A 25,592-nucleotide genomic window follows, 5' to 3' on the forward strand; every position below is an offset into this window, starting at 1 on the left:
GCGCGCGTTGCGGGCCGCGGCCAGCGGGACGCCGTCGGGACCGAACACGACCGCCCCGATCGGCACGTCCGCGCCGGGAGCCCGCGCCGCTTCCAGGGCGGCCTCCACGGCCTCGGTGTCGGACGGGCGTCTCAGAGCTCGTCCAGGAGCTTGGCGAACTCGCTGCCGAACCCGCAGCGCTGCGCGACCATCTGCAGCTGCTCGTCCGGGTACAGGTCGACCTCGCCGACGATGACCTCCAGCTCCGGCCCGGGCAGCCCGAGATCGGCCAGGATCTCCAGGTCGCCCTCGGGCCAGACGGAGTCGTCCTCCTCGTCGGGCGGGTCGACGCGCAGGACGTCGAGGACGTCCGCCGCGATGTCGTAGTCCAGCGCCGCCGCCGCGTCCGAGAGCAGCAACGACGGCCCCCGGGGGCTCGGCCGGACGATGACGAAGAACTCGTCGTCGACCGCCAGCAGCCCGAAGCTCGCGCCGGTGGAACGTAGTTTGCCCAGTTCAGTGATCGCTGCGTCCAGTTCGGTCAACGCTCCAGGGTCGAGCGCACTGCACCGCCACCGACCGTCTTCCCGGACCACAGCCACCGCGAAGCCCGTGACCGGCTCTTCCACCGCCATGCGCACACCGTATTCCGCCGGTCGGTCCGGCGCACGCACGGTGCGCCCGAAGCGCCGCATGCGGCACTATCGGGACCATGACCGGCCCCACTGACCTGCCCACCTTGCCCGGCACGCCGTTCGCCGGGCTCCTCGACGACGCGCGGGCGCTGCAGGACCGCACGGTCGCCCTCCGGCGAGCCGTGCACCGCCACCCCGAACAGGGCCTCCACCTGCCGCGGACGCAGGCGGCGATCCGGGAGGCCCTCGACGGCCTGCCGCTCGAGCTCACCGAAGGCAAGGCCACGACGTCGCTGACGGCCGTCCTGCGCGGCGCGCGGCCCGGTCCGGCCGTGCTGCTGCGCGGCGACATGGACGCCCTGCCGCTGACCGAGGAGACCGGCCTCGACTTCGCGTCGGAGGACCCGGAGTCGATGCACGCGTGCGGGCACGACACGCACGTCGCGATGCTGGCTTCGGCGGCGCGGCTGCTCGCGGAGCGCCGGGACCAGCTGGCCGGTTCGGTCGTCTTCATGTTCCAGCCGGGTGAGGAGGGTCACCACGGCGCCCGGTTCATGATCCACGAAGGCGTGCTCGACGCGGCCGGGACGCGGGTCGAGCGCGCGTTCGGCGTGCACATCCTGGCCAACGCGCGCAGCGGGCTGCTGCAGCTGCGGCCCGGCCCGCTGATGGCGTCGGCGGACTCGTTCCACGTGCGCGTCACCGGCAAGGGCGGCCACGGCTCCGCGCCGCAGCACACGATCGACCCGGTGCCGGCCGCCGCGGCGATGGTCGGGGCGCTGCACACGATGATCACGCGCCGGGTCAGCGTGTTCGACCCCGCGGTGCTCTCGGTGACCCGGATCCAGGCCGGCACGACGACGAACATCATCCCGGAGACCGCCGAGCTCGAGGGCACGATCCGCACGCTGTCCGAGCAGACGCGCGCGCTGGTCCGCGCCGAGCTGCCGAAGGTGTGCGAACAGGTCGGCGCGGCCTACGGCTGCCGTGTGGTCGCCGACGTCGAGCCGGGCTACCCGGTGACGGTGAACGACGACCGGATCGCGGCCGAGGTGCTGGAGCTCGGCGCGGCCGTGCTGGGCCCGGACAACGTCGAGCTGCTGGCCGACCCGCTGATGGGCGCGGAGGACTTTTCCTACGTCCTGCAACGCGTCCCCGGCGCGTACGCGTTCCTCGGCGCGTGCCCGCCCGGCGTCGACCCCGCCGAAGCGGCGGCGAACCACTCCAACCGCGTGCTCTTCGACGAAGACGCCATGCCCCACGGCGTCGCGATGCTCGCCGCCTTCGCGCTCGACGCCCTCCGCTAGGGCCCGGTCCGCGACGGGCGGCCGTCCTCCAGGTGCCCGGCGAAGCGGCGGCGCCACCCCGGCGTCTCGAACGTGACGTCGTACCAGCCGTTGCGCGCCGGCACCGGGAAGTCGTGCGTGCCACCCGGCGGGAGGGTGACGTCGTTCAGCGTGACCGGTGCCGGCCCGCCGTTGGTCACCGTGACCCGCAGCGCTGGCGTGTCGAGGAACGTGACGGCCGCATCGAGGCCGAGCCCGCCCGAGGCCTCGACGACGAAGCCGTTCGGGCCGTGGATGGCGACGTCGTACCTCCCGCCGTGCGCGACTTCGCCGGTCGTCGAGGCGCCGGGGCCGACGTCGAAGCGTTGCGACGTCCCGCCCGCGTGGTAGGCGTACGCGGCCAGCTGCAGCGCCTGCGTCCCGTGGTTGGTGAGGTGCAGCTTCAGGGCGCCCGCCTCGGCCGTGACCCAGGCGACCGGCTGGTACGGCAGCGGGCGCGCCTTCGCCGTGCCGGGGTCCTGCACCAGCGCGGCCGGGCCCAGCCCGGGCTTCGGGAGCCGTCGCTGCGTCCGGTCGGCTTCGGCGCGCAACGCGTCCGCGTCCGGCAGCAGCGGGATGGTCGTGTCGGGCGCGCGGAAGTCGAAACAGCTGGTCAGGTCGCCGCAGATGGCCCGGCGCCAGGCCGAGATGTTCGGCTCGCGCACGCCGGTCCAGGTCTCCAGGAACCGCAGCACCGACGTGTGGTCGAAGACCTGCGAGTTCACCCAGCCGCCGCGGCTCCACGGTGAGACGACGGTCATCGGCACGCGCGGGCCCAGCCCGATCGGGACGGGCGGCCCGGACGGCGCGCCCTTTTCGGGCCGGTTGCCGGGCAGGTACTCGCCGGGGGTGCCGGGCGGCGGCGTCGGCGGGACGACGTGGTCGAAGAAGCCGTCGTTTTCGTCGTAGTTGATGAAGACGACGGTCGATTCCCACAGCTCCGGCTTGTCCCACAACGCCCTCAGCATGCGCTGGATGTACGCGGCACCGTCGACCGGCCGCGCCGCCGGGTGCTCGCAGTAGCCGTACGGAGCCACCACCCAGGACACCGCGGGCAGCGTCCCGGCCGCGCAGTCGCCGAGGAACTCGGCCAGCACGTGGTCGAGGTCCTTCCCCTTCCCCGAATCGGGTTTGAGCTTCTTGCGCAGGTTGCCGCGTTCGGCCAGCCGTCGCTTCACCGGGTCCATGGAGTACAGCGAGTCGTGGAAGTTCTGGAACAGCCAGAGCGGGTTGTCGCCGTAGTCGCCGACGAAGTGCTCGGGGACGCCGCGCTCCTCGTCGTTCGCGTAGATCCGCCACGAGACGCCCGCGGCCTCGAGCCGTTCCGGGTACGTCGTCCAGCGGAAGGAGGGTTCGTAGTCGGGCGCGTTGTGCGTCGCGGGGCCGCCGGCGACGCCGTCCGGGTCGATCGTGCCGGTCCAGTGGTACAGCCGGTTGGGGTGCGTCGGGCCCTGGATCGAGCAGAAGTAGTGGTCGCACAGCGTGAACGCGCTCGCCAGCGCGTGCTGGAACGGGAGGTCGTCCCGGGTGAAGTACCCCATCGTCATGGGGCTCTTCGCCGCGACCCAGCGGTCGTACCCGCCGCCGTTCCACGCGCGGTGCGTGCTGTTCCAGTCGTGCGGCAGCTCGCCGAGGTCCTGACCATCCACAAGGGACGTGTCGATCCGGAACGGCAGCACCGGGCCGCCCTTGTCGCCACGCTGGTGGAAGACGTCGCGCAGGGCCGCGCGGTCGCCGAAGCCGCGGACGCCGGCCATGGTGCCGTAGTAGTGGTCGAACGACCGGTTCTCCTGCATGAGGACGACCACGTGCCGGACGTCGTCGATCGTGCCTTTCCGGGGCGCGGGGGCGCAGGCCGCGGACAGCGCACCGGCTGCCGTGGCCGCGGCGGCGCCGCCGAGCACCGTGCGGCGACGGATCCGGCCCATACCCACCTCCTCGCCTGTTGTACGGACGCGGTGGTTTCCCAGTTCACCACTGGCAATTAAACAACGCTGTTGATTTAATAGCCCCATGACCGAAGCCGACCGCCTCGCCCAGCTCGCCGAGCAGGAGGAACGCCTCCAGTTCACGAAGTTCGACAACGAGACCGCCCTCGCCCTCGGCCAGCAGCTGCTGACGGCCGCCCGGGACCGCGGGCTGCCGGTGACGATCTCGATCCGGCGCAACGGCCAGCGGCTCTTCCACGCCGCGCTGCCCGGGACGTCGGCCGACAACGACGCCTGGATCGACCGCAAGAGCCGCGTCGTCGACCGCTACGGGCACAGCTCCTTCTTCATCGGGACGCAGTTCCGCGCGAAGGGCGGCTCCTTCGAGGAGCACTCCCGCCTCGACCTGGACCGCTACGCGGCCCACGGCGGCGTCTTCCCGGTGCTGGTGCGCGGGGTCGGACCGGTCGGCACGGTGGGTGTGTCGGGGCTCCCGCAGGCCGAGGACCACGCGTTCGTCGTCGAGCAGCTGGAGCTGTTCCTGGCCTCCTGAAAAATTCTCCGGCCGGTTTGTCGATCCGAGGGTGTCCCCGTCCGACGGGTCAGGCAGGACCCACCCGAAGGAGACACCATGGGCAAACTCACCGTGACGACGTTCCTGACCCTCGACGGCGTGTACCAGGCACCCGGAGGCGAGGAAGAGGACACCTCCGGCGGCTTCGACCTCGGCGGCTGGGTGAAGCCGTTCTACGAGGAGGACATGGCCCGGCTCGTCGCGGAGTGGTTCTCCCGCGCGGGCGCCTTCCTGCTCGGACGGCGGACGTACGAGATCTTCGCCGCGCACTGGCCGAAGGTCACCGACCCCGGCGACCCGGTCGCCGCCCGGCTCAACACGCTGCCGAAGTACGTCGCGTCGCGGACCCTGACGGATCCGTCATGGGCCGGTACCTCCATTGTGGACGGTGAGGTCGTGGAGGTCGTCCGCGACCTCAAGTCCCGGACGGACGGCGAGCTCCAGGTCCACGGGAGCGGCGACCTGCTGCAGACGCTGATCGCGCACGACCTGGTGGACGAGTACCGGCTGTGGCTGTACCCGGTCGTGCTGGGCAAGGGCCGCCGGCTCTTCCCGGACGGCGTGGTGCCGAAGGCGTTCGAGCACGTCGAAACCCGGCAGACCGCCGCGGGCGTGAACGTGCTCGTGCTGCGTCCCGCCGGGAAACCGCGGTTCGACACGTTCCGGCTGCCGGAGGACCAAAAGTATTGACGGCGGCTGCTACCGTCGATCCCATGGAGCGCGCTGCACTGACGACGACGCCGGAGAGTGTCCCGGCGCGCTGAACGACGTTTCGAGCCCGGGGCGGGTGCCCCGGGCTTCGTCTTGTGGTCTCCCGCCTCGCCGTCCCCGAGGGAGTCCACGATGCACGACCACCGCAAGCTCGGCCGCGAACTCGGCCTGTTCGGCACCGACCCGCTGATCGGCGCCGGCCTGCCCTACTGGCTGCCCGACGGCGCGATCGTCCGCCACAGCCTGGAGGAGTACGTCCACGCCCTCGAACGGCGCGCGGGGTACCGGCACGTCCATTCGCCGGTGCTGGGCAAACGCGAGCTGTACGAGATCTCCGGGCACTGGTCGCACTACCGCGAAGACATGTACCCGCCGATGGACGTCGGCGGCGAGCAGCTCGTGCTGCGGCCGAGCCTGTGCCCGCACCACGCGCTGATCTACCGCTCGCGCGGCCGCAGCCACCGCGAGCTGCCGCTGCGGCTGGCCGAGATCGGCGGGATGTACCGGGCCGAGCTGTCCGGCGCGCTCGGCGGGCTGAGCCGGGTGCGCGCGATCCAGCTCAACGACGCGCACGTGTTCTGCACCCCCGCCCAGGTCGAAGCCGAGGCGGCCGCGGCGCTGGCCCTGATCCGGCGGGCGTACGACGCACTCGGCATCAGCCCGGCCCGCTACCGGCTGTCCCTGCCCGGTCCCGGCGGGAAGTACGTGCCGGGCGACTGGGACGGCGCGGTGGAAATCCTCCGCGCGGTCCTCGACGGCGTCCCGTACGACGAAGGCGAGGGCGAGGCGGCGTTCTACGGCCCGAAGATCGACGTCCAGGTGGTCGACGGCGCGGGTCGCGAATCGACCCTGTCCACCGTCCAGGTCGACTTCCACCAGCCCGCCCGGTTCGGCCTCGAGTACGTCGGCCCGGACGGGGCGAAGCACCGGCCGGTGCTGGTGCACCGGAGCATCATCGGCAGCATCGAGCGCGCGGTGGCCCAGCTGATCGAGGTCCACGGCGGCGCGTTCCCGGCCTGGCTGGCGCCGGTCCAGCTGCGGCTGCTGCCGGTGTCCGCGGCGGAGGTGCCGTACGCGCGGGAGGTCCTGGAGCGGTGTGGGGAGGTACGGGCGGAGATCGCGGCGGAGGGCAGCCTCGGCGCGCGGATCCGGGACGGTCGGCTGGTGCCGTTCCAGGCGGTGATCGGGCCACGGGAGGTCGCGGCAGGGCAGCTTTCGGTGCGGTTGCGTGACGGGAGCCGGTTCGATGCGGCGCCCGCGGAGGAGGTGCTCGCGCGGATCGGGGCGGAGGCCAGGAGGCCGTAGCCACGGTCGGCCGTCAACCAGCAGCGGAGGTCAGGCGGCCATAGTCGCGGTCAGCCGGCGGAGCGGAAGCCAACCCGCGCAGCGGAGGCCGAGCAACCACCAGCGCGAACGTCAGGAAGCCACGGCCGCGGTCAGCCAGTCGAGCGCCGGCGTCAGGCTCTCCGGCGCCGCCCAGCCGTTGATCACCGCGAGCAGCTCCAGATACCTTTCCCGGCGCGGATCGTGGACCACATCGAGCCACTTCCGCAGCTCGGCGGGCTCGCGACCAAGCCCGTCGACGATCGCCGCGGCCTCCGGCGAGCCCGGGTCGACCCCCGCCGCCAGCGCCGGCGCGACAACGTCCCGAACGGCGGCGGCCAGGTCCCGGCGCAGCCCACCTTCGTGCTGGTCCACCAGCCGGCGCAGGGCAGCGCGGAAGCCGGCGTCCCGGGTCAGCGCGGCCAGCTCGGCCCACGCGTCGAGCTGGCCGGGACTCGGGTCCTCGGGCAGTTCCGGAGTCAGCGTGCGAGCGACCCCGGCGAGCTCCGGGCGGTCGCCCAGCGTCTCGGCGAGGAAGTCGCCGATGCACTCCATTTCGGACAGTCGGGCCAGTTCGTGCACGAGTTTCGTCTCCTCGGTGGTCGAGCCGCGGGTGGCGACGGCCGTCCACACCGCCTGCCGCAGGCGCAGCACGCGGATCTCCGTCTCCAACGCCTCGGCATGCCTCGCCGCGATGTCGGCGACGGTCGTTTCGCCGTCGACGATCCGGCGGATCACCGCGAGGCCGAGCCCGAGCTCGCGGAGCGTGCGCACAAGGCTGAGCCGGGCGAGCGCGGCGTCGTCGTACCGGCGGTGACCTGCGGTGTTGCGGCCGGACGGCGGCACGAGGCCGTGGTCGGAGTAGAAGCGGACGGCCTTGATCGTCAACCCGGTCCGGCGGGCCAGGTCGCCGATCGAATAGCGCATGCCGCCAGCGTCGCACCTCCCCTCGGGGGAGGCGCAAGGGTCAAATTCGCCCGATCGTGTCGATCAGGTGTTCGACTTCCCGCGGTAAAGTCGAAGACACCACCACCTCAGGTTTCCTCCCGGATCCGGGTCACCAGCTGGGTCGGGTTCACGAACCGCAACGCGACGAGAAGGAGCACGAGCATGGACGCGGTGTAGATGGTCGCCATGGCGTCGACGGACTGGTTGGCGCGGATGCCGGCGGCGAACACGGAGTTGTAGAGCGCCACCACGAGGGTCGTCGAGTCCGGGCCGGCGGTGAGGAACGTCAGCTCGAACATGCCGACCGTGCGCACCAGCACCAGGATCGACGCAGCCAGGATGCCCGGCAGCAGCAGCGGGCCGAGGATGCGGGTGAACACCGAGACGGTCCGCGCGCCGGACATGCGGGCCGCGGCCTCGATCTTCGGGTCGATCTGCTCGATGAACGGCGTCATCGTCAGCACGACGAACGGCACCGAAGGCACCAGGTTGGCCAGGATGACGCCGGTGATCGTGCCGGCCAGGTGGAACTTGTACAGCACGGTGGCCAGCGGAATGCCGTACGTGATGGGAGGGATCAGGATCGGCAGCACGAACAGCAGCATCACCAGGCGCTTGCCGGGGAACGAGCGGCGGGCCAGCGCGTAGGCGGCCGGGACGCCGACAGCCACCGACACGGCGATCACCACGAGCGCGACGATCGCCGTCGTGAGGAGGACGTCCGAGAGGCCGAACTCGCGCCAGGCGTCGGCGTACCAGTGGGTGGTGAAGCCGTCCGGGAGCCAGGTGCCGAACCACTGGGTGCCGAACGAGTCGACGACCACCGAGAGCACCAAGCCCGCGAGGTTGACGAAGAAGAACGCGACGACGGTCCAGACGACCCAACGTCCGGGACGCGCGACCCAGCCGGTCATCCCTTGCCTCCGGTCGCTCCGCGGTACAGCGTGCCGCGCCACGCCATGACCAGGCCGATCACGATCAACATGACCACCGCCATGAGCATCGCGACGGCCGAGCCCATCGAGTAGTCGTACTCCTCGAACGCGGCGTGGTAGGCGGCGATCGAGATGACGCGGGTCTCGTTCGCGGGGTCGCCGACGAGCTGCGCGCTCGGGAAAACCGAGAACGCCATGACGAACGAAAGGCAGAAGGTGATCGCCAGGCCGGGTGCCAGCAGGGGCAGCGTGATCCGCCGGAAGCGCTGGACGCCGTTCGCGCCGAGCGTGGCGGCCGCCTTCTCCAGGGAGGGGTCGATGCCCGAAAGGTAGGACAACGTCAGCAGGAAGGAGAACGGGAAACCGGTGATCACCAGCGACAGCAGCACGCCGGTGTAGTTGTGGATCAGGGGCAGCGGCTGGTCGGTGACGCCGAGGACGGTGAGCACCTTGTTCAGCCAGCCCGCCGGCCCGCCGTACATGATCAGGCCCTGCGCGGTGAGCACCGTGCCGAGCGTGATCGGCACGACGAGGATCGTCGTCAGGAGGCGCTTGCCCCGGACGCGGCCCCGCATCACGTAGGCGATCGGGATGCTGGCGAGCACGTTGATGAAGGTGGCCGGGAGGGCGATGCCGAGCGTCGTCCAGATGGTGTTGCGCAGGTAGGGGTCGCCGAAGAACCGCGCGTAGTTCGCGAAGACGCCGCCCTTGCGCGGCGCGAACGACAGCTGGAGGCCGTAGAGGAAGGGGTACAGGAACAGGCAGGCAGTCACCAGCAGGCCGGGCACCAGGAGCAGCAGGGTGCGGTCGATGCCGCGTTCGGCGAGGCGGTGCCGCAGCGCCGGGCGGGCAGTCGCGACGGCGGTCACGGCGCGAACACCAGGACCCGCTCGGCCGGGACACCGATCTTCGCCGTGTCACCGGGGGCGAGGCGCTTGTCCGTCCGGAAGTAGACCGGCACGCCGGTCGCCAGCCGGGCGGAGACCGACAGCTCGCGGCCGTGGTACTCGACGATCTCGACCGTGACGTCGAGGGCGTTCTCCGTGCCGTCGCCGACCACGAAGTCCTCCGGGCGGATCGCCACCTTCGCCGGGCCCTCCGTGAGCGAGCCGCGGCCGGTGAGGCGGACTCCCGCGCCCTCCACGGTCACCGACGAGGCCGCCGTGGCGGTCACCGTCACGTCGAGGAGGTTGCGGTAGCCCATGAACGATGCGACGTAGCTGTTCACCGGCTGGGCGTACACCTCCTCGGGCGTGCCGATCTGCTGGACAGCGCCCTCGCGCAGCACGACCAGGCGGTCGGCCAGCGACAGGGCCTCCTCCTGGTCGTGGGTGACGTACACCGTGGTCAGGCCGAGCGTCTGGTGGAGGCGGCGGATCTCCATCCGCATCTCGAGCCGGAGCTTGGCGTCCAGGTTGGACAGCGGCTCGTCCATCAGGACGACCGGTGGCTCCAGCACGACGGCGCGGGCGATGGCGACGCGCTGTTGCTGCCCGCCGGAGAGCTGCGCGGGGAACTTCGCCGCGTGCTCGGTCAGCTGCACCAGGCGGAGCGCTTCGTCGACCCTGCGCCGGGCCTCGGCGCGGCCGACCTTGCGCATCTTGAGGCCGAACCCGACGTTGGCGCGGACGGACATGTGCGGGAACAGCGCGTAGTTCTGGAACACCATCCCGAACCCGCGCTGCTCCGGCGGCTGCCCGTCGATGCGGGTGTCGTCGAGCCAGATGCTGCCCGCCGTCAGGGGCAGCAGGCCGGCCAGGCAGTTCAGGGCCGTCGACTTGCCGCAGCCGGACGGGCCGAGCAGGGCCACGAACTCGCCGCGGGCGATGGCGAGGTCGAGGCCGCGCAGGGCGTTCGCGGTGCCGAAGCTGCGCGAGACGCCGTCCAGCCGCAGCTGCCCGAACGTCACTTCTTGCCGACCTTCGAGCCGCCGACCAGCTGGTTCCACTTGTCGAACGCCTTGACCTGCTGCTCGGCCGGCAGCGAGGTCTCCTTGGGGTACTGCGCGATCCACTGGTCGTACTCCGGCCGCCCGAACTGCCGGAGCGTGTCCTGGCTCTTCTGCGGTGCCATCTGCAGGGTGACGTCCTTGACCGCGGGGCCGGGGTAGAAGTACCCGTCGTCATAGGCGATCGCCTGCTGGTCCGGCTTGAGCATCCACGCCACCAGCTGCAGGATCGCCGATTCCTGGTCGGGCGAGAGCCCCTTGGGAATCAGGGCGTACTGGGCGTCGGTGACCCAGTGCATCGGCTGCATGATCGCCGTCTTGACCGTGTTGGGCACGGTGCCGAGCTTGCGCGGGTTGATGTCCCAGCCGGTGGTCGACATGATCATGTCCACCGCGCCGGACGCGAGGTTCTTCATCGTCTCCGTGGTGCCAGACGGGTAGTACTTCACGTACTTGCCGAGCTCCTGCAGGAACGCCCAGGTCTTGTCCCAGCCCTTGTCCGGGTCCTTCGGGTCCTTGTCACCGAGCAGGTAGGGCAGGCCCATCAGGAACGTCCGGCCCGGGCCGGAGTTCGACGGCTGGGCGTACTGGAACTTCTCCGGGTGCGCCTTCGCCCAGTCGAGCAAATCCTGCGGCGACGCCGGGGCGGCGGGCACCGCGCCGGGGTTGAACTCCAGGAGCGGGCCCGACGGGTAGTAGACGACCTCGATGCCGTAGCCGTTGGCCAGCTCCTGCATCTTCGCCGCGGGCTCGAGGTAGTTCTGCATCAGGTTGGGGAACCGGCTCGAGAAGTCCGGCAGGACCTTGGCCAGGGTGCCGTTCGCGATGCCGGCGGAGAGGCCGTCGGTGCCGCTGAGCACCAGGTGGGTCTGGGCGACGCCGCCGTCCTGCTCGGCCTTGAGCTTGCCCGCCATGCTCGGCGCGGGCGCCGTCGAATAGGTGACCTTCGCCAGCACCTCCGGGTGCGCGGCCTTGAAGTTCTCGATCATCTGCTTGGTCAGCTGCAGGTTGCCCGCGACGTCGAGGATGTTCAGCTCGACCGGCTTGCTCGGCTTGTCCGGCACGGCCTGGGGATCTGCCGCCTGGCCGCCGTCGCCTCCGGGCGCGCCGCACGCCGCCAGACCGGCGGCGAGGCTCACCGCCAGCAACACTCGTCGGAATCGGAAGCCGGTGCAACGCTGCATGGCTGCTCCCCTGGTCCGTGATAATGTTGTATGTCGCATCGTATATCAGATCGGACATGCCAGTGGCGAGCACTTCTTCGGCCCGGAGGCCGCCGCCGCCCGTCTCGCGGACGGATTTCGTGCGTGACGCGATCAAGGAAGCGATCTTGAGCGGGGAGTTCGGGCCGGGCGAAACGCTCGTCGAAGCCGAGGTCGGAGCCCTGCTCGGGGTGTCGAAGACGCCGGTGCGCGAGGCCCTCCGGATCCTGGCCGGTTCCGGTTTGGTCACGATGAGCACGTACAAGGGGGCGGCGGTCCGGGTCATGGACGCCGAGAGCGCGTACGCGGTGTACGACCTGCGCGCACTGCTGGAGCCCGAGGCCGTCCGGCGGGCCGTCGAGCGGGGCGCGGACTTCGAGGAAGCGCGGCAGGTGCTGGCCGGGGTCGAGACCGGCGCGGCGGCCGGCGATCGGGCGAAGGCGAGCCTGGCCAACCGGCTGTTCCACCGCGCGCTCTACGCCGGCTGCGGGAACCCGCTGCTGGTCGAGGTCCTCGACGGGCTGCGGGACCAGGCCGCGCTGATCACCGTCACCGGCTGGGGCATCAGCCCCACCTGGCAGGGCGAATCGGCCGAACACCGGGCGATCCTGAACGCCGCCGAGAGCGGTAACGCCCGGCAGGCCGAACACCTGCTGCGCAAGCACATCACCGATTTCATCGACCGGGTCGCCTTCGGGCTGCCCGGCGAACGCACCACCGAGACCGGCGATCCGAAGGGGGCCCGATGACGTTCGAGGAGCACAGGCGGCGGCTGTCCGGGGTGGTGGCCATCCCGGTCACGCCGTTCGACGCCGAGGGCGCCGTCGACGGCCAGACGTACGCGAAGCTGGTGGACCGGCTGATCACCGGTGGCATCGAGGTCGTGACGCCGAACGGCAACACCGGCGAGTTCTACGCGCTCGACGCGGGCGAAGCGCGGCAGTGCCTGGAGGTCACCGTGGAGGCCACGGCCGGCCGGGCGAGCGTGCTCGCCGGGATCGGTCACGACGTCGCGTCGGCGACGCGGGCCGCGGTGCACGCGCGCGAAGCCGGCGCCGACATGATCATGATCCACCAGCCGGTGCACCCGTACATCTCCGGCGACGGCTGGGTCGACTACCACGCGGCGATCGCCGCGGCGGTACCGGAACTCGGCGTCGTGCTCTACGTCCGCAACCCGGCGATCACCGGCGACCAGTTGCGCGCGCTCGGCGAGGTGGCGCCGAACGTCATCGGCGTGAAGTACGCCGTCCCGGACCCGGTGCGCTTCGGCTCGGTCGCCCGCGACGCGGGCTTCGGCCGGTTCGTGTGGATCGCGGGCCTGGCGGAGCTCTCGGCACCCGGCTACTTCGCTGTCGGCGCCACCGGTTTCACGTCCGGTCTGGTGAACGTCGACCCGGCGATCTCGCTGGAAATGTTCCACGCACTGTCCACAGAGGACTACCCGGCGGCGATGACCGTCTGGGAGCGGATCCGGCCGTTCGAGGAACTCCGGGCCGCCAACGGGAACGCCAACAACGTCAGCGTGGTCAAGGACGCGCTCGGCCAGCTCGGCCTGTGCCGCCCCGACGTCCGGCCGCCGAGCCGGCTGCTCACCGGGGCCGAGCGGGAGCAGCTCTCCGGGCTGCTTTCGTCGTGGGGGCTCTCGTAAATGGCGGCTCGCCGGCGGGTCGGGGCTCGGTGAGGCCGAACCCCGGCTCGTCGACGAGCCACCCGATGACAGGCGTCTCCCGGCTGGGAACCACGTTGTAGCAGCCTGATTGGGCGCCCCGGGCGTCGCTGTGTGCAACTGCGGGCGGCTGCTCGCCGGTCGAACGACCGGCACGGCTGCTGACGAACGGGTTCCCTGGTTCGACTCCTGTCTCCGGCCGGGCGAACCGGCCGGAAGGCCTCGGGTGTGGGGTAGATCACCGTCATCCCGATGTGGCCGACTGTACACCTCTTCGGTGGTTCGCGGGGAATTGCCAAGGAGGACGCCGGGTGGGACGCTGTGCACAGGACGCGGTACCACCGCGACCAGGCCCCAGTGCCCTTTCCCGAACCGGACCCAGACCCCGTCAGGGCTGGAAACCGTTGCTGGACAAGCCTTTACGACTTAGCCAGAGCGGTGCGTTGATGACTTCCACGCAAATTTCCGATACTCCCGCGATGCCCGGCAGCGACTTCGCCGAACTGTCCCGGCTCATCAAGGAAGCGGGGCTCCTGAAGCGGCGCCGCCGCTACTACGCCGTGCGCATCGGGCTCAACCTCGCGGCGTTCGGGGGCGGCTGGGTCGCCTTCGCCTTCTTGGGCGACTCGTGGTGGCAGCTGTTCCTCGCCGCGTTCTTCGCGATGGTCTTCGCGCAACTGGCGTTCATCGGTCACGACGCCGGCCACAAGCAGATCTTCCAAAGCCGCAAGGCGAACGACGCCACCGGGCTCGTCCACGGTGGACTCACCGGCCTGAGCTACGGCTGGTGGATCGGCACGCACGCGCGCCACCACGCCAACCCCAACCACGAAGACGAGGACCCGGACGTCGACATCGCCGCGCTCGCGTTCAGCAAGGCGCAGAGCTCGCGGAAGCGCGGTTTCCTGCGCTGGGTGGCGAAGTACCAGGCGTTCCTGTTCTTCCCGCTGCTCCTGCTCGAAGGCCTCAACCTGCACGTTTCGAGCGTGAAGGCGGTGTGGCACGGGGACGTCCGCAAGCACCGGCTGGAGTCCGCGCTGCTGATCGGGCACCTGGTGGCCTACCTCGCCGCGGTGTTCATCGTGCTCTCGCCGCTGACCGGGATCATCTTCATCCTGGTGCACCAGTTCCTGTGGGGGCTGTACATGGGCTGCTCGTTCGCGCCCAACCACAAGGGCATGGAAATGCTCGCGGCCGGGCACAAGCTCGACTTCCTGCGCAAGCAGGTGCTGACTTCGCGCAACGTCCGCGGCGGCCGGGTGACCGACTTCGCCCTCGGCGGGCTGAACTACCAGATCGAGCACCACCTGTTCCCGAGCATGCCGCGGCCGAACCTCAAGCACGCGCAGGCGATCGTCCGCGACTTCTGCGCCCGGCACGAGATCTCGTACGCCGAGTGCGGCTGGGCCCGCTCGTACGGGTACGTGCTGCAGCACCTCCACGCGGTCGGTGAGCCCCTTCGCACGGCGAAGGTGACACCGTGACGGCCACCCCGGCGCCCGGCGCGCCCGAAGTCCCCCGCAGCGGCACGCAGTGCCCGAGCTGCCCCCACCCGCTCGGCACGCACGACGCGATCGCCCGCCGCTACTGCGCCGCAACAACGGCCGGCCAGGCAGCCGACCGCGGCTGCGTGTGCGGCTCGGCGGCGGACCACCAGGCGACCTGACCGGATCCGCGAGGTCCACGGATCCGGCGCCACGCCCACCACGCTCCCGCACCGCGGCCCGGCCACCACAAGCCCCTCTCGGCCGCACACCAAGCGCTCTCCGCAGGTCAGCCCGGCTGTGGCCGAAGTTACTCGCGCGTTAACAACGCGTCAGCGAGCGCGGCGAATCCGTCAGGACGGCATTCACGGGTGATCTCCGGCCCCGCCCGCGGCGGTGTCCTGGCGGGGTCCGATCCGCCGTGATGCCCGGAGGCACCCGTGACGCTCAGCGAGCTTCTTCCCAGCCTCGGCTGCGAAGCCGCCGATCACCTCGAGCCAGGAGTCTGGCCGCGAAGCACCCGACTCGGCGAAGACGGCGAGCTGCTCTTCGCCGGCGCCCGGGTCAGCCACCTCGCCGCCCGCTTCGGGACGCCGTCCTACCTCCTCGACGAACAGCAGGTCCGCGACACTGCGCGCGAGTACCGCGAAGCGCTGCCGGACGTCGAAGTCGCGTACGCGAGCAAGGCCCTCTGTACGCGAGCCGTACTGCGCTGGGTCGCCGAAGAGGGGTTGTCGCTCGATACCTGCTCCGCCGGTGAGATCGCCGTTGCGCGCTCCGTCGGCTTCCCTGCGGAACGCATGCTGTTGCACGGCAACGCGAAGACGCCCGAGGACCTGAAGGCCGCTCTCGGCTACGGCGTCCGGCGGATCGTCGTCGACTCGCTCGACGAGATCGAGCAGCTCGGCGCGCTCGCCCACGGCGCTCAGCAGGTCATGATCCGGGTGACGCCGGGCGTCGCGGCCGGGGCGCACGCCGCCATCAGCACCGGTGCCGAAGGCCAGAAGTTCGGCTTCTCGCTCCTCGACGGCGTTCCCGACAACGTCGACGCCGCCGTCGAGGCGATAAAGACCCAACCCGGGTTGCGGCTCCAAGGCCTGCACTGCCACATCGGCTCCCAGGTGACCAGGATCGACCGGTACGAGGCAGCCGCGCGGCGGATGGCCGAGGTGCTCGTCCGGATCCGCGACACCCACGGCGTCACGCTTCGGGAGCTCGACCTCGGCGGCGGGCACGCCGTGCCGTACGTCGGCGGCGAGCCCGCGTTCGATCTCGGCGGCTACTCGCGGCGCCTGCGCGTCGCCCTCGCCTACGAATGCGCGGCGCACGGCTTCCCCCTGCCCCGCCTGACGATCGAGCCCGGCCGGGCGCTCGTCGGGCCGGCCGGGATCACGGTCTACCGCGTGTGCGCGGTCAAGCGCGGCAGCCGCACGTTCGTCGCGGTCGACGGCGGCATGAGCGACAACGCGCGGCCCTCCCTCTACGGCGCCCGCTACACGACGCGCCTGGTGGGACGGCGGTCGAAGGCGCGGCGCGTCCCGATGACCGTGGTCGGCCGGCACTGCGAAGCCGGTGACGTCCTCGCCGACGGCATCACCCTGCCCGCCGACCTCCACGCCGGCGACCTCCTGGCCGTGCCGTGCACCGGCGCCTACCACCACTCGCTGGCCTCGAACTACAACCAGGTCGGCCGCCCGCCGCTGGTCGGCGTCCGGGGCGGCGTCGCGACGCTGCTGGTGCGCCGCGAAACCGAGGAGGACCTCAGCCGGCGCGACCTGGGCTGACGATGCTGTCGCCGCCGCGCGGCACGGACCCGCGCGGCAGGCGGCGGCCGGCGAAGAAGTCGCGGCAGGCGCGGTGGACCGCGAACATCAGCGGTACCCCGAGCACGATCGACACCACGCCGATCACCGCGACGCCGCCGATGCCGAACACCGTCGTCTCGCCCGCGTCCGGCCGTGCGTACTCGACCAGCGCGAACCCCAGCACCGCCAGGAAGAACACGCCGCCGGTGAACGGCAGCAGCCCGCGCAGCACGAAGTTGCGCACGCTCGCGAAGAGCGTCCGGCGGAACACCCAGACACAGGCCAGCGCCGTCATCGTGTACTCGATCGCGATGGTCAGCCCCACCGCGTCGACCGAGTCCGCCAGCACGTTGTCACTGATCAACGCCAGGAGGACGTACACGGCCAGCGAGACCAGCCCGAACGCCCAGGTCGCCACCGTCGGCGTCCGGAACCTCGGGTGCACGCGCCCGAAGACACGCGGCAGGGCGCCGTGGCTGGCCATCGACAACGTCGTGCGCGCCGCCGGCATGATCGTCGCCTGGCTGGTCGCCGCGCCGCTGGTCAGCACGGAGACGATCAGCAGCAGGCCCAGTACCTTGCCGGTGGTGCCGTCACCGAACACCGCGCCGCCCAGGCCGGCCAGGACGTCCTCGGAGCCGGCCTCGTTCGCCAGGCCGATCCCGTCCGCGCCCACCCCGGCGAAGGCCAGCGCGGCCACCGTCACGAGCAGGTAGTTCAGCACCAGCAACACCGTCGAGAGCACGGCCGCGCGCCCCGGCGCGTGCCGCGGATCGGCGGACTCCTCGTTGACCGACAGCGAGCTTTCCCAGCCCCAGTAGATGAACACGGCCAGCAGCACCGCCGAAACCGCGGTTCCGGCCGGCACTCCGCCCGGCCACAGCCAGTCCAGCCGCGGCAGCGACGCCTGCGGCCCGGCCGTGCCTTCGAAGACGCGGACCAGCGCGACGGCCGAGAAGAGCACCAGGACGGCGAGTTCCACGCCGAGCAGGATCCACTGCACCCGCGCGGACACCTCGATCCCGCGGTGGCAGAGCCAGCACAGCGCCAGCAGCCAGGCGGCACCGATCGCCGTCGTCACCCACCGGTTGTCCGCCGCGTCGGAGGCGCCGAACAGCAGCAGCGTGTACCGGCCGGTGAGCGCGGACTGGCTGCTCATCACCAGCAGTTGCGCCGCCGTCACGATCCAGCCGGTGAACCACCCGGCGTGCGGGCCGAACGCGCGGGCCGCCCAGGTGAAGTTGGTGCCGCAGTCGGGTTCCGCGGCGTTCAGCTCGCGGAAGGCGAAGGCGACGAACAGCACCGGCACGAACGAGAGCAGCACGAACGCGGCCGCCTTGAACCCGGTGCCCGCCAGCACGATCAGCCCGAGCGTGGCCGCGATGGAGTACGCCGGCGCCGTCGACGACATCCCGATGACCATCGACGACACCATGCCCAGCGCACCGCCGCGCAGTCCCTTCGCGGGAACGGCGGGGGCGGCACCGAGCGCCACGGCCTCCGACATGCGTTGGTCCTCCTGGGGTTGCTTAGGACGAGAGAGCCGCCAGACGGTACCTGCCGCGGCCCGCCGGCCGCCTCCGGCTGTGCGCGGGCGCACAAAACCGCCTCGGAAAGCCTCGTCGATTTCGCTCCTGGCCACCGATTCCTCGGCTGAGCGCGGCGTGCACGTCGAATCGCGCGAAGCTGGCGCGGAGGGCTCGCTTTCTCGCCTGGTCTCGATACGCTGCGCACTTGACAAATCACATGCCGAAACACAGGGAGGGACGGCATGGGTGACGAAACACGTGCGCGCGCGCTGGACAACACGGACAGATCGCTGATCGACCTGCTCCAGAAGGACGGCCGGGCCTCGTTCACCGCGCTCGCCAAAGCGGTCGGTCTTTCGGAGGGAGCGGTCCGCCAGCGCGTGCAGCGGCTGCTGCGCGACGACCTGATGCAGATCGTCGCGGTGACCGACCCCGCCAACGTGGACCTGACGCGCCAGGCCATGGTCGGCATCAACGTGGACGGAGTCGATCCGCGCGAGGTCGCGGACAAGCTGTCCGAGCTGACGAACGTGCACTACGTCGTGCTGTGCGCCGGGCGTTACGACCTGCTGGCCGAGCTGGTCTGCCGGGACGACGACCACATGCTCGACGTGCTGGGCGAAGAGATCCGGAAGATCCCGGGCGTGTCCGGGACCGAGCTGTTCGTCTACCTGAAGCTGGCCAAGCAGAACTACTCCTGGGGCCGGCTCACGGCGTAGCGGTGCGGGGATGACGGGTACCGCCGCCCGCCACCCCCGTTCGCTACAGGAACCGCCGGTGCCCGGACCGCACGGGCACCCCGGCCTCGGCGAGGCCGGTCAGCGCCGCCGGGAGCGGATCCCGGTGCAGCACCCCGAGGCGCTGCGTGGCGCGCGTGAGCGCGACGTAGAGCTCAGCCGCGCCGCGCGGATCCGCGGCCAGGATCCGCTCCGGTTCGACGACGAGCACGGCGTCGAACTCCAGTCCTTTGGCGGCCGCGGCCGGGATCGTTCCCGGCACCCCCGGCGGGCCGATCACGACGCTGGTGCCTTCGCGGCCGGCCTCGTCGCGTGCGAAGTCGCCGATGGCGTCGGCGAGCTCGTCGTCCGCCACTCGCCTGGACCACGGCCGGACCCCGCACGCGCGCACCGATTCCGGCGGTCGCGCGGCCGGGGCGAACCGGGCCAGCAGCGCGCCCGCGACGACCATGATCTCCGCCGGGGTCCGGTAGTTCACGGTCAGCTCGCGGTAGACCCAACGGTCGCCGACGTACGGCGTGAGCACGGGGCCCCACGCCGTCGCCCCGGCCGCCGAGCGGCGCTGGGCGAGGTCGCCGACGATCGTGAACGACCGGCTCGGGCAGCGCCGCATCAGCACCCGCCAGTCCATTTCGGACAGTTCCTGGGCCTCGTCGACGACGACGTGCCCGTACGTCCAGTCACGATCCGCGGCCGCCCGCTCGGCGAGGTCGCGCGGGTCGCGCTCGACGAACCGCCCGGCCAGGTCTTCGGCGTCGAGCAGGTCCTCGGCGACCAGCTGGAGGTCCTCGTCGAGTTCCTCGGCGTCCAGCTTCATGAGTTCCATGACGCCGGAGGCGTACTCGGCCTCCGCTTCCGCCCGACGGCGCGCGGCGGCGCGTTCGGCGGTGTCGTCCCGGCCGAGCAGGTCGGTCAGCTCGTCGAGCAGCGGCACGTCCGACACGGTCCAGGCCGGGCCGTCGGCGCGGAACAGCGCCGGGTCGGCCCCGGCGGCCTCGAGCCGGCGCGGAGACGCGTACAGCGACGCCAGCAGCATCTCCGGCGTCAGGTACGGCCACAGCGCGTCGAGCGCGGCGCCGAGCGCTTCGTGCTCCGCCAGCTCGTCGAGGACGTCGGCGCGCAGATCCGCCCGCAACCCGCGATCCTCCCCGGCCAGCCAGCCTTCGCCGATCTTCGCCACGACCCGCTCGGCCACGAGCGACACGGCGTGCTCACGGAAGACCGCGCGGGCTTCGTTGTGCGGCAGCCCCGACCCGCACGCCTCGAGCCGGGCCGCGGTGACGAGGTCCGCGTCGAGCTCCACGGTGACGTCGCCCAGGTCCACCGGCACCGGTTCGGCGGGCACCTCCTGCCGGTCGGCGACGGCGGCCGCCAGCACTTCGAGGATCGTCAGCGAACCCTTGAGCCGCGCCACCTCCGGCCGGTCCTCGGCCGTGACGCGCAGCCCGGGCACCAGGTCGCCGGTGGTCAGGAAGACGACGTCCGACTCGCCGAGCGACGGCAGCACGCGGCCGATGTGGTCGAGGAACAGCGGGCTCGGCCCGACCACGAGCACGCCGCTGCGGGACATCCGCTCGCGCCGGGTGTAGAGCAGGTACGCCACCCGGTGCAGGGCGACGGCCGTCTTGCCGGTGCCGGGACCGCCTTCGACCACCAGCACGCCCGCGTGGTCCAGCCGGATGATCTCGTCCTGCTCCGCCTGGATCGTCGCGACGATGTCCCGCATGCCCTCGCCGCGGGGAGCGTTGACGGCCGCGAGCAGGGCCGCGTCCCCGCGTTCGGTGTCTCCGGGACGGCCCAGGACCTCGTCGGTGAATTCGAGGACCCGGCGCCCCATCGTGTGGAACTGACGGCGGCGGCGCATGTTTTCCGGCCGCGCCGCCGTGGCGACGTAGAACGGCCGCGCCGCCGGCGCCCGCCAATCCAGCAGGAACGGTTCGTAGTCGTTTTCCGCGTCGAACAACCCGAGCCGGCCGATGTAGCTGGTTTCGCCCGAAAGGGCGTCCAACCGGCCGAAGCACAGGCCGTTGTCGGCGACGTCGAGCCGGGCCGCCTCCCGCGACCGGCACCGGACGTCGTCCTCCCGTTCCCCCGGCGACACCTCGGTTTGCCCGAGCGCGCCGTGGTAGCGGGCCTGCGCCGCCGCGCGCTCGCGGTCGAGCCGCTCGTACAGCGCGGCGACGTAGGCCCGTTCTTCCCGCAATTCCTCGTCGTACCCCTGGTTTGACAAGTTCCCCTCACAGCGGTTAGACTCTTATCAGGTTCGGCAAGTTCTTCTGTTGTTTCGAAGAGCACGCCGATTTTTTATTGTCCACCCGCTGTCAAGGGCTTCAGCTCAGCATGAATTCACGCGGGTTCAGCGGCCGGTCCACCACCCGCACGTCACCGAGCAGCCCCGCGAAACTGCGGTCGACCTTCCCGCCGTAGGACGACGCGCCGACCAGCCACGAACCGCCCGGATCGGCGAGCCCGACCGCGGGTGTGGCCGGGTTCCGGACCACCGGGCAGCCGTCGACGTACATCGTCGTGCGCCGGCCGTCGTTGACCACGGCGACGTGCCACCACTTCTCCACCGGCAGCTCGTGCCCCCAGTTCGTCGACGTCCGGTTCTGGTTCAGCGGGTACACCGCCCACTGCAGCTCGCCACCGTCCGAAAGGGACAGCGTGGCCGCCGACTCCTGCGGGTCGTCGCCGGTCTTGCCCGCGGCCGCGCCGCTGCCCTGCCGGGCGAACAGGCCGCACCAGCCGTGGTGACCGTCCTTGAAGTTCGCGGGCAGCCGGAAGAACGCTTCGACGGTGTACCCGCGTTCGAACTGGAGCTCGTTGATCAGCGCCGTGTCGACCGTGCGCAGGTAGGCGCCGCGGCTCGGGTCACGGCTGCCGTCGAACCGGAGGCTCGCCCGCGACGGCTGCCGCGGCGAGAACTCGTTCGAATACTTCAGCGCGTCCGGGCCGCTACCGGGCGCGGTGACGCGCGTGAGGTCGTTGCCGCGGCCGGTCTGGTCGCGCACGACGACGTCGTCCGGCACCGCCTTGCCGTCCTGGCCGCCTTCGAAGCGCCAGTACGCGACGGTTCCGGGCACCAGCAGCTGCTTCGCCGGCCGCGCGGGCGGGACCGGCACCGGCGCGAAGCCCTTGAAGCGCTCGGCGAAGTCGATCTCCAGGCTGAAGTAGTCGGCCGCGCCGCTGCGCTCGACCTCCTGCCGCTGCATTTCGCTCAGGTGGTCCTGCGCGGCGAGCCACGGCGAGAACGTCCGGACGTCGATCACGCCGCGGGCGAGGTCGAACCGGTAGAGCCGGACCATCGCGCTGCCGCCGTAGTAGCGGTCCTGGTAGTTGGCGAGGTGGACGTGCACGTCGTGGCCGGCGGCGTTCTTCCGGACGGTCCGCCCGGTCGGCCAGTAGTGGCCGTTGAGCGTGAGGAAGATCTGGTCGTTGCCCTGGACGAGCTCCTTCCAGACGAGTTCGCCGAACGTGGAGAACTGGGCCTGGTGGTCGTCGTCGGCCCAGACCAGCTCGTGGATGGTGAGGATGGCCGGCAGCGTCGGGTGCTGCGCGAGCACCTGCTTGGCCCAGTTCAGGCCGCCGGCCGACGGCCGCCAGTCGAGGGCGAGCAGCAGCCACTCGCGGCCGCCGCCGCGGAAGATGTGGAAGGTGTTGTAGCCGTCCTTGGACGCACCCTTGAAGGTCGGCGAGTTGCGCTGGCGCTGCGGGCCGAACGCGTCGAGGTACGGCGAGGGGCCGCGCTGGTCGTCCTTCGAGCCGTCGATGTCGTGGTTGCCCGCGAGGGTGCTGTACGGGAACCGGCAGCGGTCGAGCGCCTGGAACGACCGGCTGATGCGGGCGAACTCGTCCGCCCGGCCGTTCTGGGTGAGATCGCCGAGGTGGGCAAGGAAGACAACGTTGTCGTCCCGCTCTTCGAGGACGTACCGCAGCGAGGCGTCCAGCGGGGCCGCGTCGCCGCGGTCCTCGTCGAACAGGTACTGCGTGTCCGGCATGACCACGAGCGTGAAGCGCGGGTCTTCGGTGTCCGGGCGGTGCCGGCCGGCGGCTTGGGCGGCGGGCGCGCCGAGGACGTTCGGCAGGGTCGCCGCGGCGGCGACGGCCGGGGCGCCGAGGAGGAAGGTCCGGCGAGAAGTGTCAGTCACGGGCGGGAAGCTACGGGCGGCTTCCGACCACCTCGGCAACTGCTGCCGAACACGGGATGAACAGCGGTACTGTGCCCGCATGAGCGGCCCGCGGGTGTTCCGGTTGATCCAGCCCGTCGACGACATCGAGGTCGCCGTCGCGTTCTACGCGGCCGTCTTCGGCGACCCCGGCGAGCGGATCGCGGTCAACCGGCACTACTTCACCTGCGGCGGCGTGGTGCTGGCCTGCGTCGAGGCGCCGCTCGAACACCGGGAGCCACGCCCGCAGCGGGACCCGCGGATCGTCTACCTCGCGGTCGAGGACGTCGAGGAGACCTTCGAGCGGGTGCGCGCCGCCGGGCCGCGCTGGGCCGACGACGCCATCGAGACGCAGTTCTGGGGCGAGCGCTCCTTCTACGCCGACGACCCGTTCGGCAACCCGCTCTGCTTCGTCCAGGAGGACACGCTCTACTTGGGCGGGCCCGTCGGCTGATCGCCGTTGCCCGGGTGCATCCGGATCGGCATGACGAACCAGAGGATGCCGAAGATCAGCACGCACAGCACGCCCAGGATCACCATGGCGATCCAGCCGTAGACGACCTTGGCGATCAGCGCGACGGTCGACGTGATCGCCAGCGCCAGGCAGACCAGCCCGACCAGCACGAGCCGGTTGCCGACGGTCAGGATCCGTTCCCGGCTGCCCGTGCGGAACAGCAGCCGGTGCCACGCCGCGGGCGCGGTCAGCAGGGCCGTGGCCGCCACCGCGAGCGCCACCGCGGACAGGTGCAGCGACTTCTCGAACCCGCTGGCGTCGTGGAACCGGTCGGTGAACACGACCGACAGCAGGAAGCCGAAGAGGATCTGCACGCCGGCCTGCGCGACGCGCAGTTCTTGCAGGAGCTCGCCGACGTTGCGCGTGAGCTGCTCGTTGCGGGTTTCGCCGGTGTGTTCGGGCACGAGACGACCATAACCGGACTCAGGACGCCCCACCGGTTGGGAAATTCGTGACTTTTCCACCATATCGGTCACACTTCCGAGTGATGATCATGGCGGCGTCCCGGGCGACTGGTTAAGGAGGGGAAATGCGTCTTCTTCCCGCCTTCGCCGCCGCGGCCGCCATCGCCGTGCTCGCTCCCGGCGCCGCCGCCGCGTCGCCGCCACCGGCGCGGTTCACGACCGCGAACGGCACCTTCACCGCGAACGCCCCCGGCGCCTCCGCGGTGACGTACCGCCCCGACCTCGTCCCGGCCGGTGCCCGGGCGCACGTGTTCAGCGTTTCGGCCGCGGCCGCCGGCACCACCACGCTGCTCTTCGTCACCGGGCTGCGGCCGGGCCGGGCCTACGGCGCCCACGCGCACACCCAGCCGTGCGGCGCCACCGGCGACACCGCCGGGCCGCACTTCCAGCACGTGCCGGACCCGGTGAAGCCGTCGGTCGCCCCCGCCTACGCCAACCCCCGCAACGAGATCTGGCTCGACTTCACCACCGACCGGGCCGGCACCGGCTTCGCCCGGTCCACAGTGGACTGGACGTTCGCCGGCCGGCGCGCGAAGTCCGTTGTCGTCCACGAAACCCACACGCACACCGATCCCGGCCACGCGGGCACGGCCGGCGCCCGGCTGGCCTGCCTGAACGTCGATTTCTAGTCAGAACCCCCAGGAGCGCTCGGGCACCACGCGGATGCGGACGGAGTACTTGGCGTCGAACTCGTCCGCGGTCAGGCCGATCGCCGCGTAGTGGGAGCCGTACTTGTCGAGGTACCCCGGCGCCTCGGAGGCCTTGCCCGCTTCGACGTGCGCTTTCCCGTTCACCACGAGGATCGAGCCGCCGTGCTCGTCGCTGTTGAGGTGGAAGCTCACGTCGGGGTTCGCCTCGATGTGCCGGAGCTTCGCGGTGCCCGGCTCGCTGAACACCACGATGTCTCCGCCGTCGAGGACGAACCACACGGGCCGCGGGGCGGGCCGCCCCTTCGGCGTGACCGTGGTCAGCCAGGCGATCGATTCGCCCGCCCGGTCGGCGAGGTTCGGTTGTGCCATGTCGGTGCCCCCTGGTCGTCGGTCTGTGATCCAGGTAACCACGGGGCACCGACAATTCTTCCCCGCTAGCGCGACGCGACCCGCCGCGCGTACCGCGTCCCGGCCGCCAGCAGCACCAGGCCCGCGCCGAGGAACGCGCCGACCCTGGCCAGCCCGTCCAGCGCCGACAGGTCGAACAGCACCAGCTTGAGCACCGCGGCGCCGACCAGGATCAACCCGGTGACCCGCAGCGCGACGACGTCGATCCCGCGCAGGAGAAGGACCAGCGCGGCGATCGTCCAGGACACCGTGATCAGCGCGTGGCCGAGGAGGAACCCGGTCCGCCCGGGAACCGCCAGCAGCGCGCCGCACAGCACGACCCCGGCGGCGCCGTACAGCGCCGAAACCCCGGCGAGCAGCCAGATCGGCAGGTCTTCGGCCGGGCCGCGGAACACCGCCAGGCGCGCGGCGGCCCACGGCAGCGCCACCGACACGGCGAGGATCAGCGCGGCGACCACGAGCGCCCCGGTCAGCTCGGCGACCGGGTGGGCGCGGGGGACGATCAGCAGCACGGGCGTGACATCGAAGATCACGCCGAGCAGGCCGCCGATGGCCGCGAACCCGAGCGCGGCGGCCAGCGCGCCCCGGTTGCGGCCGCCCACCGCGGCCACGACCAGCAGCAGCGCCTCGCCGAGCAGCACCCCGGCGCGGGCCGGGC

At 71.4% G+C, this 25,592-nt stretch carries 25 protein-coding genes and 1 pseudogene; 12 read left to right on the forward strand and 14 right to left on the reverse strand.

Annotated features, from left to right (window positions below; genetic code table 11):
- Together CCN39_RS51855 and CCN39_RS22645 are read right to left on the reverse strand one after the other, a co-directional pair.
- Positions 1-135: pseudogene (locus CCN39_RS51855) on the reverse strand (nucleoside deaminase); the annotation flags it as partial.
- Positions 132-614, reverse strand: coding sequence for a tRNA adenosine deaminase-associated protein (locus tag CCN39_RS22645; RefSeq protein WP_199198884.1), 483 nt, complete (start codon positions 612-614; stop codon positions 132-134). The gene CCN39_RS22645 and the pseudogene CCN39_RS51855, both read right to left, overlap by 4 nt.
- Positions 615-691: 77 nt before the next feature.
- Between CCN39_RS22645 and CCN39_RS22650 the strand changes: the two genes are divergently transcribed.
- On the forward strand, positions 692-1,921 hold the full coding sequence (locus CCN39_RS22650) for a M20 metallopeptidase family protein (protein ID WP_086845066.1): 1,230 nt from the start codon (positions 692-694) through the stop codon (positions 1,919-1,921).
- Here the strand turns inward: CCN39_RS22650 and CCN39_RS22655 are convergent.
- The gene (locus tag CCN39_RS22655; RefSeq protein WP_086845068.1) at positions 1,918-3,867 is read right to left on the reverse strand and encodes a phosphocholine-specific phospholipase C; all 1,950 of its coding nucleotides are present in this window, start codon (positions 3,865-3,867) and stop codon (positions 1,918-1,920) included. The genes CCN39_RS22650 and CCN39_RS22655 overlap by 4 nt on opposite strands.
- 85 nt (positions 3,868-3,952) lie before the next feature.
- On the opposite strand from CCN39_RS22655, the gene CCN39_RS22660 reads away from it, so the two are divergent.
- From CCN39_RS22660 to thrS, 3 genes are all read left to right on the forward strand, one after another.
- Positions 3,953-4,420 carry a heme-degrading domain-containing protein gene (locus CCN39_RS22660; RefSeq protein WP_086845070.1) on the forward strand — a complete coding sequence of 156 codons (468 nt, stop codon included), beginning with the start codon at positions 3,953-3,955 and terminating at the stop codon, positions 4,418-4,420.
- 78 nt (positions 4,421-4,498) lie between these two features.
- Complete coding sequence (locus CCN39_RS22665; RefSeq protein ID WP_086845072.1) at positions 4,499-5,131, forward strand: dihydrofolate reductase family protein; 633 nt, start codon at positions 4,499-4,501, stop codon at positions 5,129-5,131.
- 153 nt (positions 5,132-5,284) lie between these two features.
- The gene (thrS, locus tag CCN39_RS22670) at positions 5,285-6,457 is read left to right on the forward strand and encodes a threonine--tRNA ligase (RefSeq protein ID WP_086845074.1); all 1,173 of its coding nucleotides are present in this window, start codon (positions 5,285-5,287) and stop codon (positions 6,455-6,457) included.
- Between the two features lie 111 nt (positions 6,458-6,568).
- Here thrS and CCN39_RS22675 read toward each other — a convergent pair whose 3' ends face one another.
- From CCN39_RS22675 to CCN39_RS22695, 5 genes are all read right to left on the reverse strand, one after another.
- Complete coding sequence (locus CCN39_RS22675) at positions 6,569-7,402, reverse strand: MerR family transcriptional regulator (RefSeq protein ID WP_086845076.1); 834 nt, start codon at positions 7,400-7,402, stop codon at positions 6,569-6,571.
- A gap of 107 nt (positions 7,403-7,509) precedes the next feature.
- Complete coding sequence (locus CCN39_RS22680; RefSeq protein ID WP_086845078.1) at positions 7,510-8,337, reverse strand: ABC transporter permease; 828 nt, start codon at positions 8,335-8,337, stop codon at positions 7,510-7,512.
- The gene (locus CCN39_RS22685) at positions 8,334-9,227 is read right to left on the reverse strand and encodes an ABC transporter permease (RefSeq protein ID WP_013230680.1); all 894 of its coding nucleotides are present in this window, start codon (positions 9,225-9,227) and stop codon (positions 8,334-8,336) included. Before CCN39_RS22685 ends, CCN39_RS22680 begins: the two co-directional genes overlap by 4 nt.
- A complete protein-coding gene (locus CCN39_RS22690) occupies positions 9,224-10,267 on the reverse strand; it encodes an ABC transporter ATP-binding protein (protein WP_086845080.1) in 1,044 nt (347 codons plus the stop codon). The genes CCN39_RS22685 and CCN39_RS22690 overlap by 4 nt, the downstream gene beginning before the upstream one ends.
- Positions 10,264-11,457, reverse strand: coding sequence for an extracellular solute-binding protein (locus CCN39_RS22695; protein ID WP_086845082.1), 1,194 nt, complete (start codon positions 11,455-11,457; stop codon positions 10,264-10,266). Before CCN39_RS22695 ends, CCN39_RS22690 begins: the two co-directional genes overlap by 4 nt.
- Positions 11,458-11,552: 95 nt before the next feature.
- On the opposite strand from CCN39_RS22695, the gene CCN39_RS22700 reads away from it, so the two are divergent.
- From CCN39_RS22700 to lysA, 5 genes are all read left to right on the forward strand, one after another.
- Positions 11,553-12,257, forward strand: coding sequence for a GntR family transcriptional regulator (locus tag CCN39_RS22700; RefSeq protein ID WP_086845084.1), 705 nt, complete (start codon positions 11,553-11,555; stop codon positions 12,255-12,257).
- Positions 12,254-13,159, forward strand: coding sequence for a dihydrodipicolinate synthase family protein (locus CCN39_RS22705; RefSeq protein WP_086845086.1), 906 nt, complete (start codon positions 12,254-12,256; stop codon positions 13,157-13,159). The genes CCN39_RS22700 and CCN39_RS22705 overlap by 4 nt, the downstream gene beginning before the upstream one ends.
- A 497-nt stretch (positions 13,160-13,656) precedes the next feature.
- Positions 13,657-14,661 (forward strand): fatty acid desaturase family protein, encoded by a 1,005-nt coding sequence (locus CCN39_RS22710; RefSeq protein WP_086845087.1) that lies wholly within the window; start codon positions 13,657-13,659, stop codon positions 14,659-14,661.
- Entirely contained in the window at positions 14,658-14,843 is a 186-nt protein-coding gene (locus CCN39_RS22715; RefSeq protein WP_086845089.1) for an RGCVC family protein, read from the forward strand. The genes CCN39_RS22710 and CCN39_RS22715 overlap by 4 nt, the downstream gene beginning before the upstream one ends.
- 258 nt (positions 14,844-15,101) lie before the next feature.
- A complete protein-coding gene (gene lysA, locus CCN39_RS22720; protein ID WP_086845091.1) occupies positions 15,102-16,445 on the forward strand; it encodes a diaminopimelate decarboxylase in 1,344 nt (447 codons plus the stop codon).
- Here lysA and CCN39_RS22725 read toward each other — a convergent pair.
- Positions 16,423-17,973 carry an APC family permease gene (locus CCN39_RS22725; protein ID WP_086845093.1) on the reverse strand — a complete coding sequence of 517 codons (1,551 nt, stop codon included), beginning with the start codon at positions 17,971-17,973 and terminating at the stop codon, positions 16,423-16,425. The genes lysA and CCN39_RS22725 overlap by 23 nt on opposite strands.
- A 264-nt stretch (positions 17,974-18,237) precedes the next feature.
- Here CCN39_RS22725 and CCN39_RS22730 point away from each other — a divergent pair, with 264 nt between their 5' ends.
- Entirely contained in the window at positions 18,238-18,714 is a 477-nt protein-coding gene (locus CCN39_RS22730) for an Lrp/AsnC family transcriptional regulator (protein WP_086845095.1), read from the forward strand.
- Positions 18,715-18,757: 43 nt separating this feature from the next.
- Here the strand turns inward: CCN39_RS22730 and helR are convergent, their stop codons facing one another.
- Positions 18,758-20,962, reverse strand: a complete 2,205-nt coding sequence (gene helR / locus CCN39_RS22735; protein ID WP_086845097.1) for an RNA polymerase recycling motor ATPase HelR — start codon at positions 20,960-20,962, stop codon at positions 18,758-18,760.
- A 100-nt stretch (positions 20,963-21,062) separates the two neighbouring features.
- A complete protein-coding gene (locus tag CCN39_RS22740; protein ID WP_086845099.1) occupies positions 21,063-22,880 on the reverse strand; it encodes a laminin G domain-containing metallophosphoesterase family protein in 1,818 nt (605 codons plus the stop codon).
- A gap of 79 nt (positions 22,881-22,959) precedes the next feature.
- Between CCN39_RS22740 and CCN39_RS22745 the strand changes: the two genes are divergently transcribed.
- Complete coding sequence (locus CCN39_RS22745) at positions 22,960-23,352, forward strand: VOC family protein (protein WP_013230691.1); 393 nt, start codon at positions 22,960-22,962, stop codon at positions 23,350-23,352.
- Here CCN39_RS22745 and CCN39_RS22750 read toward each other — a convergent pair.
- Positions 23,328-23,816: a DUF6328 family protein gene (locus tag CCN39_RS22750; RefSeq protein ID WP_086845101.1), complete on the reverse strand. Its 489-nt coding sequence runs from the start codon at positions 23,814-23,816 to the stop codon at positions 23,328-23,330. The two genes, CCN39_RS22745 and CCN39_RS22750, sit on opposite strands and share 25 nt — an antisense overlap.
- A 125-nt stretch (positions 23,817-23,941) precedes the next feature.
- Between CCN39_RS22750 and CCN39_RS22755 the strand changes: the two genes are divergently transcribed.
- Positions 23,942-24,505 (forward strand): superoxide dismutase family protein, encoded by a 564-nt coding sequence (locus CCN39_RS22755; RefSeq protein ID WP_086845103.1) that lies wholly within the window; start codon positions 23,942-23,944, stop codon positions 24,503-24,505.
- Here the strand turns inward: CCN39_RS22755 and CCN39_RS22760 are convergent, their stop codons facing one another.
- Together CCN39_RS22760 and CCN39_RS22765 are read right to left on the reverse strand one after the other, a co-directional pair.
- The gene (locus tag CCN39_RS22760) at positions 24,506-24,895 is read right to left on the reverse strand and encodes a TIGR03667 family PPOX class F420-dependent oxidoreductase (RefSeq protein ID WP_086845105.1); all 390 of its coding nucleotides are present in this window, start codon (positions 24,893-24,895) and stop codon (positions 24,506-24,508) included.
- A gap of 65 nt (positions 24,896-24,960) precedes the next feature.
- On the reverse strand, positions 24,961-25,592 hold a 632-nt coding region (locus tag CCN39_RS22765), incomplete at its 5' end, for a DUF2339 domain-containing protein (RefSeq protein ID WP_143264115.1).

It is taken from the genome of Amycolatopsis kentuckyensis, from assembly GCF_002155975.1.
GTDB classification, from domain to species: domain Bacteria; phylum Actinomycetota; class Actinomycetes; order Mycobacteriales; family Pseudonocardiaceae; genus Amycolatopsis; species Amycolatopsis kentuckyensis.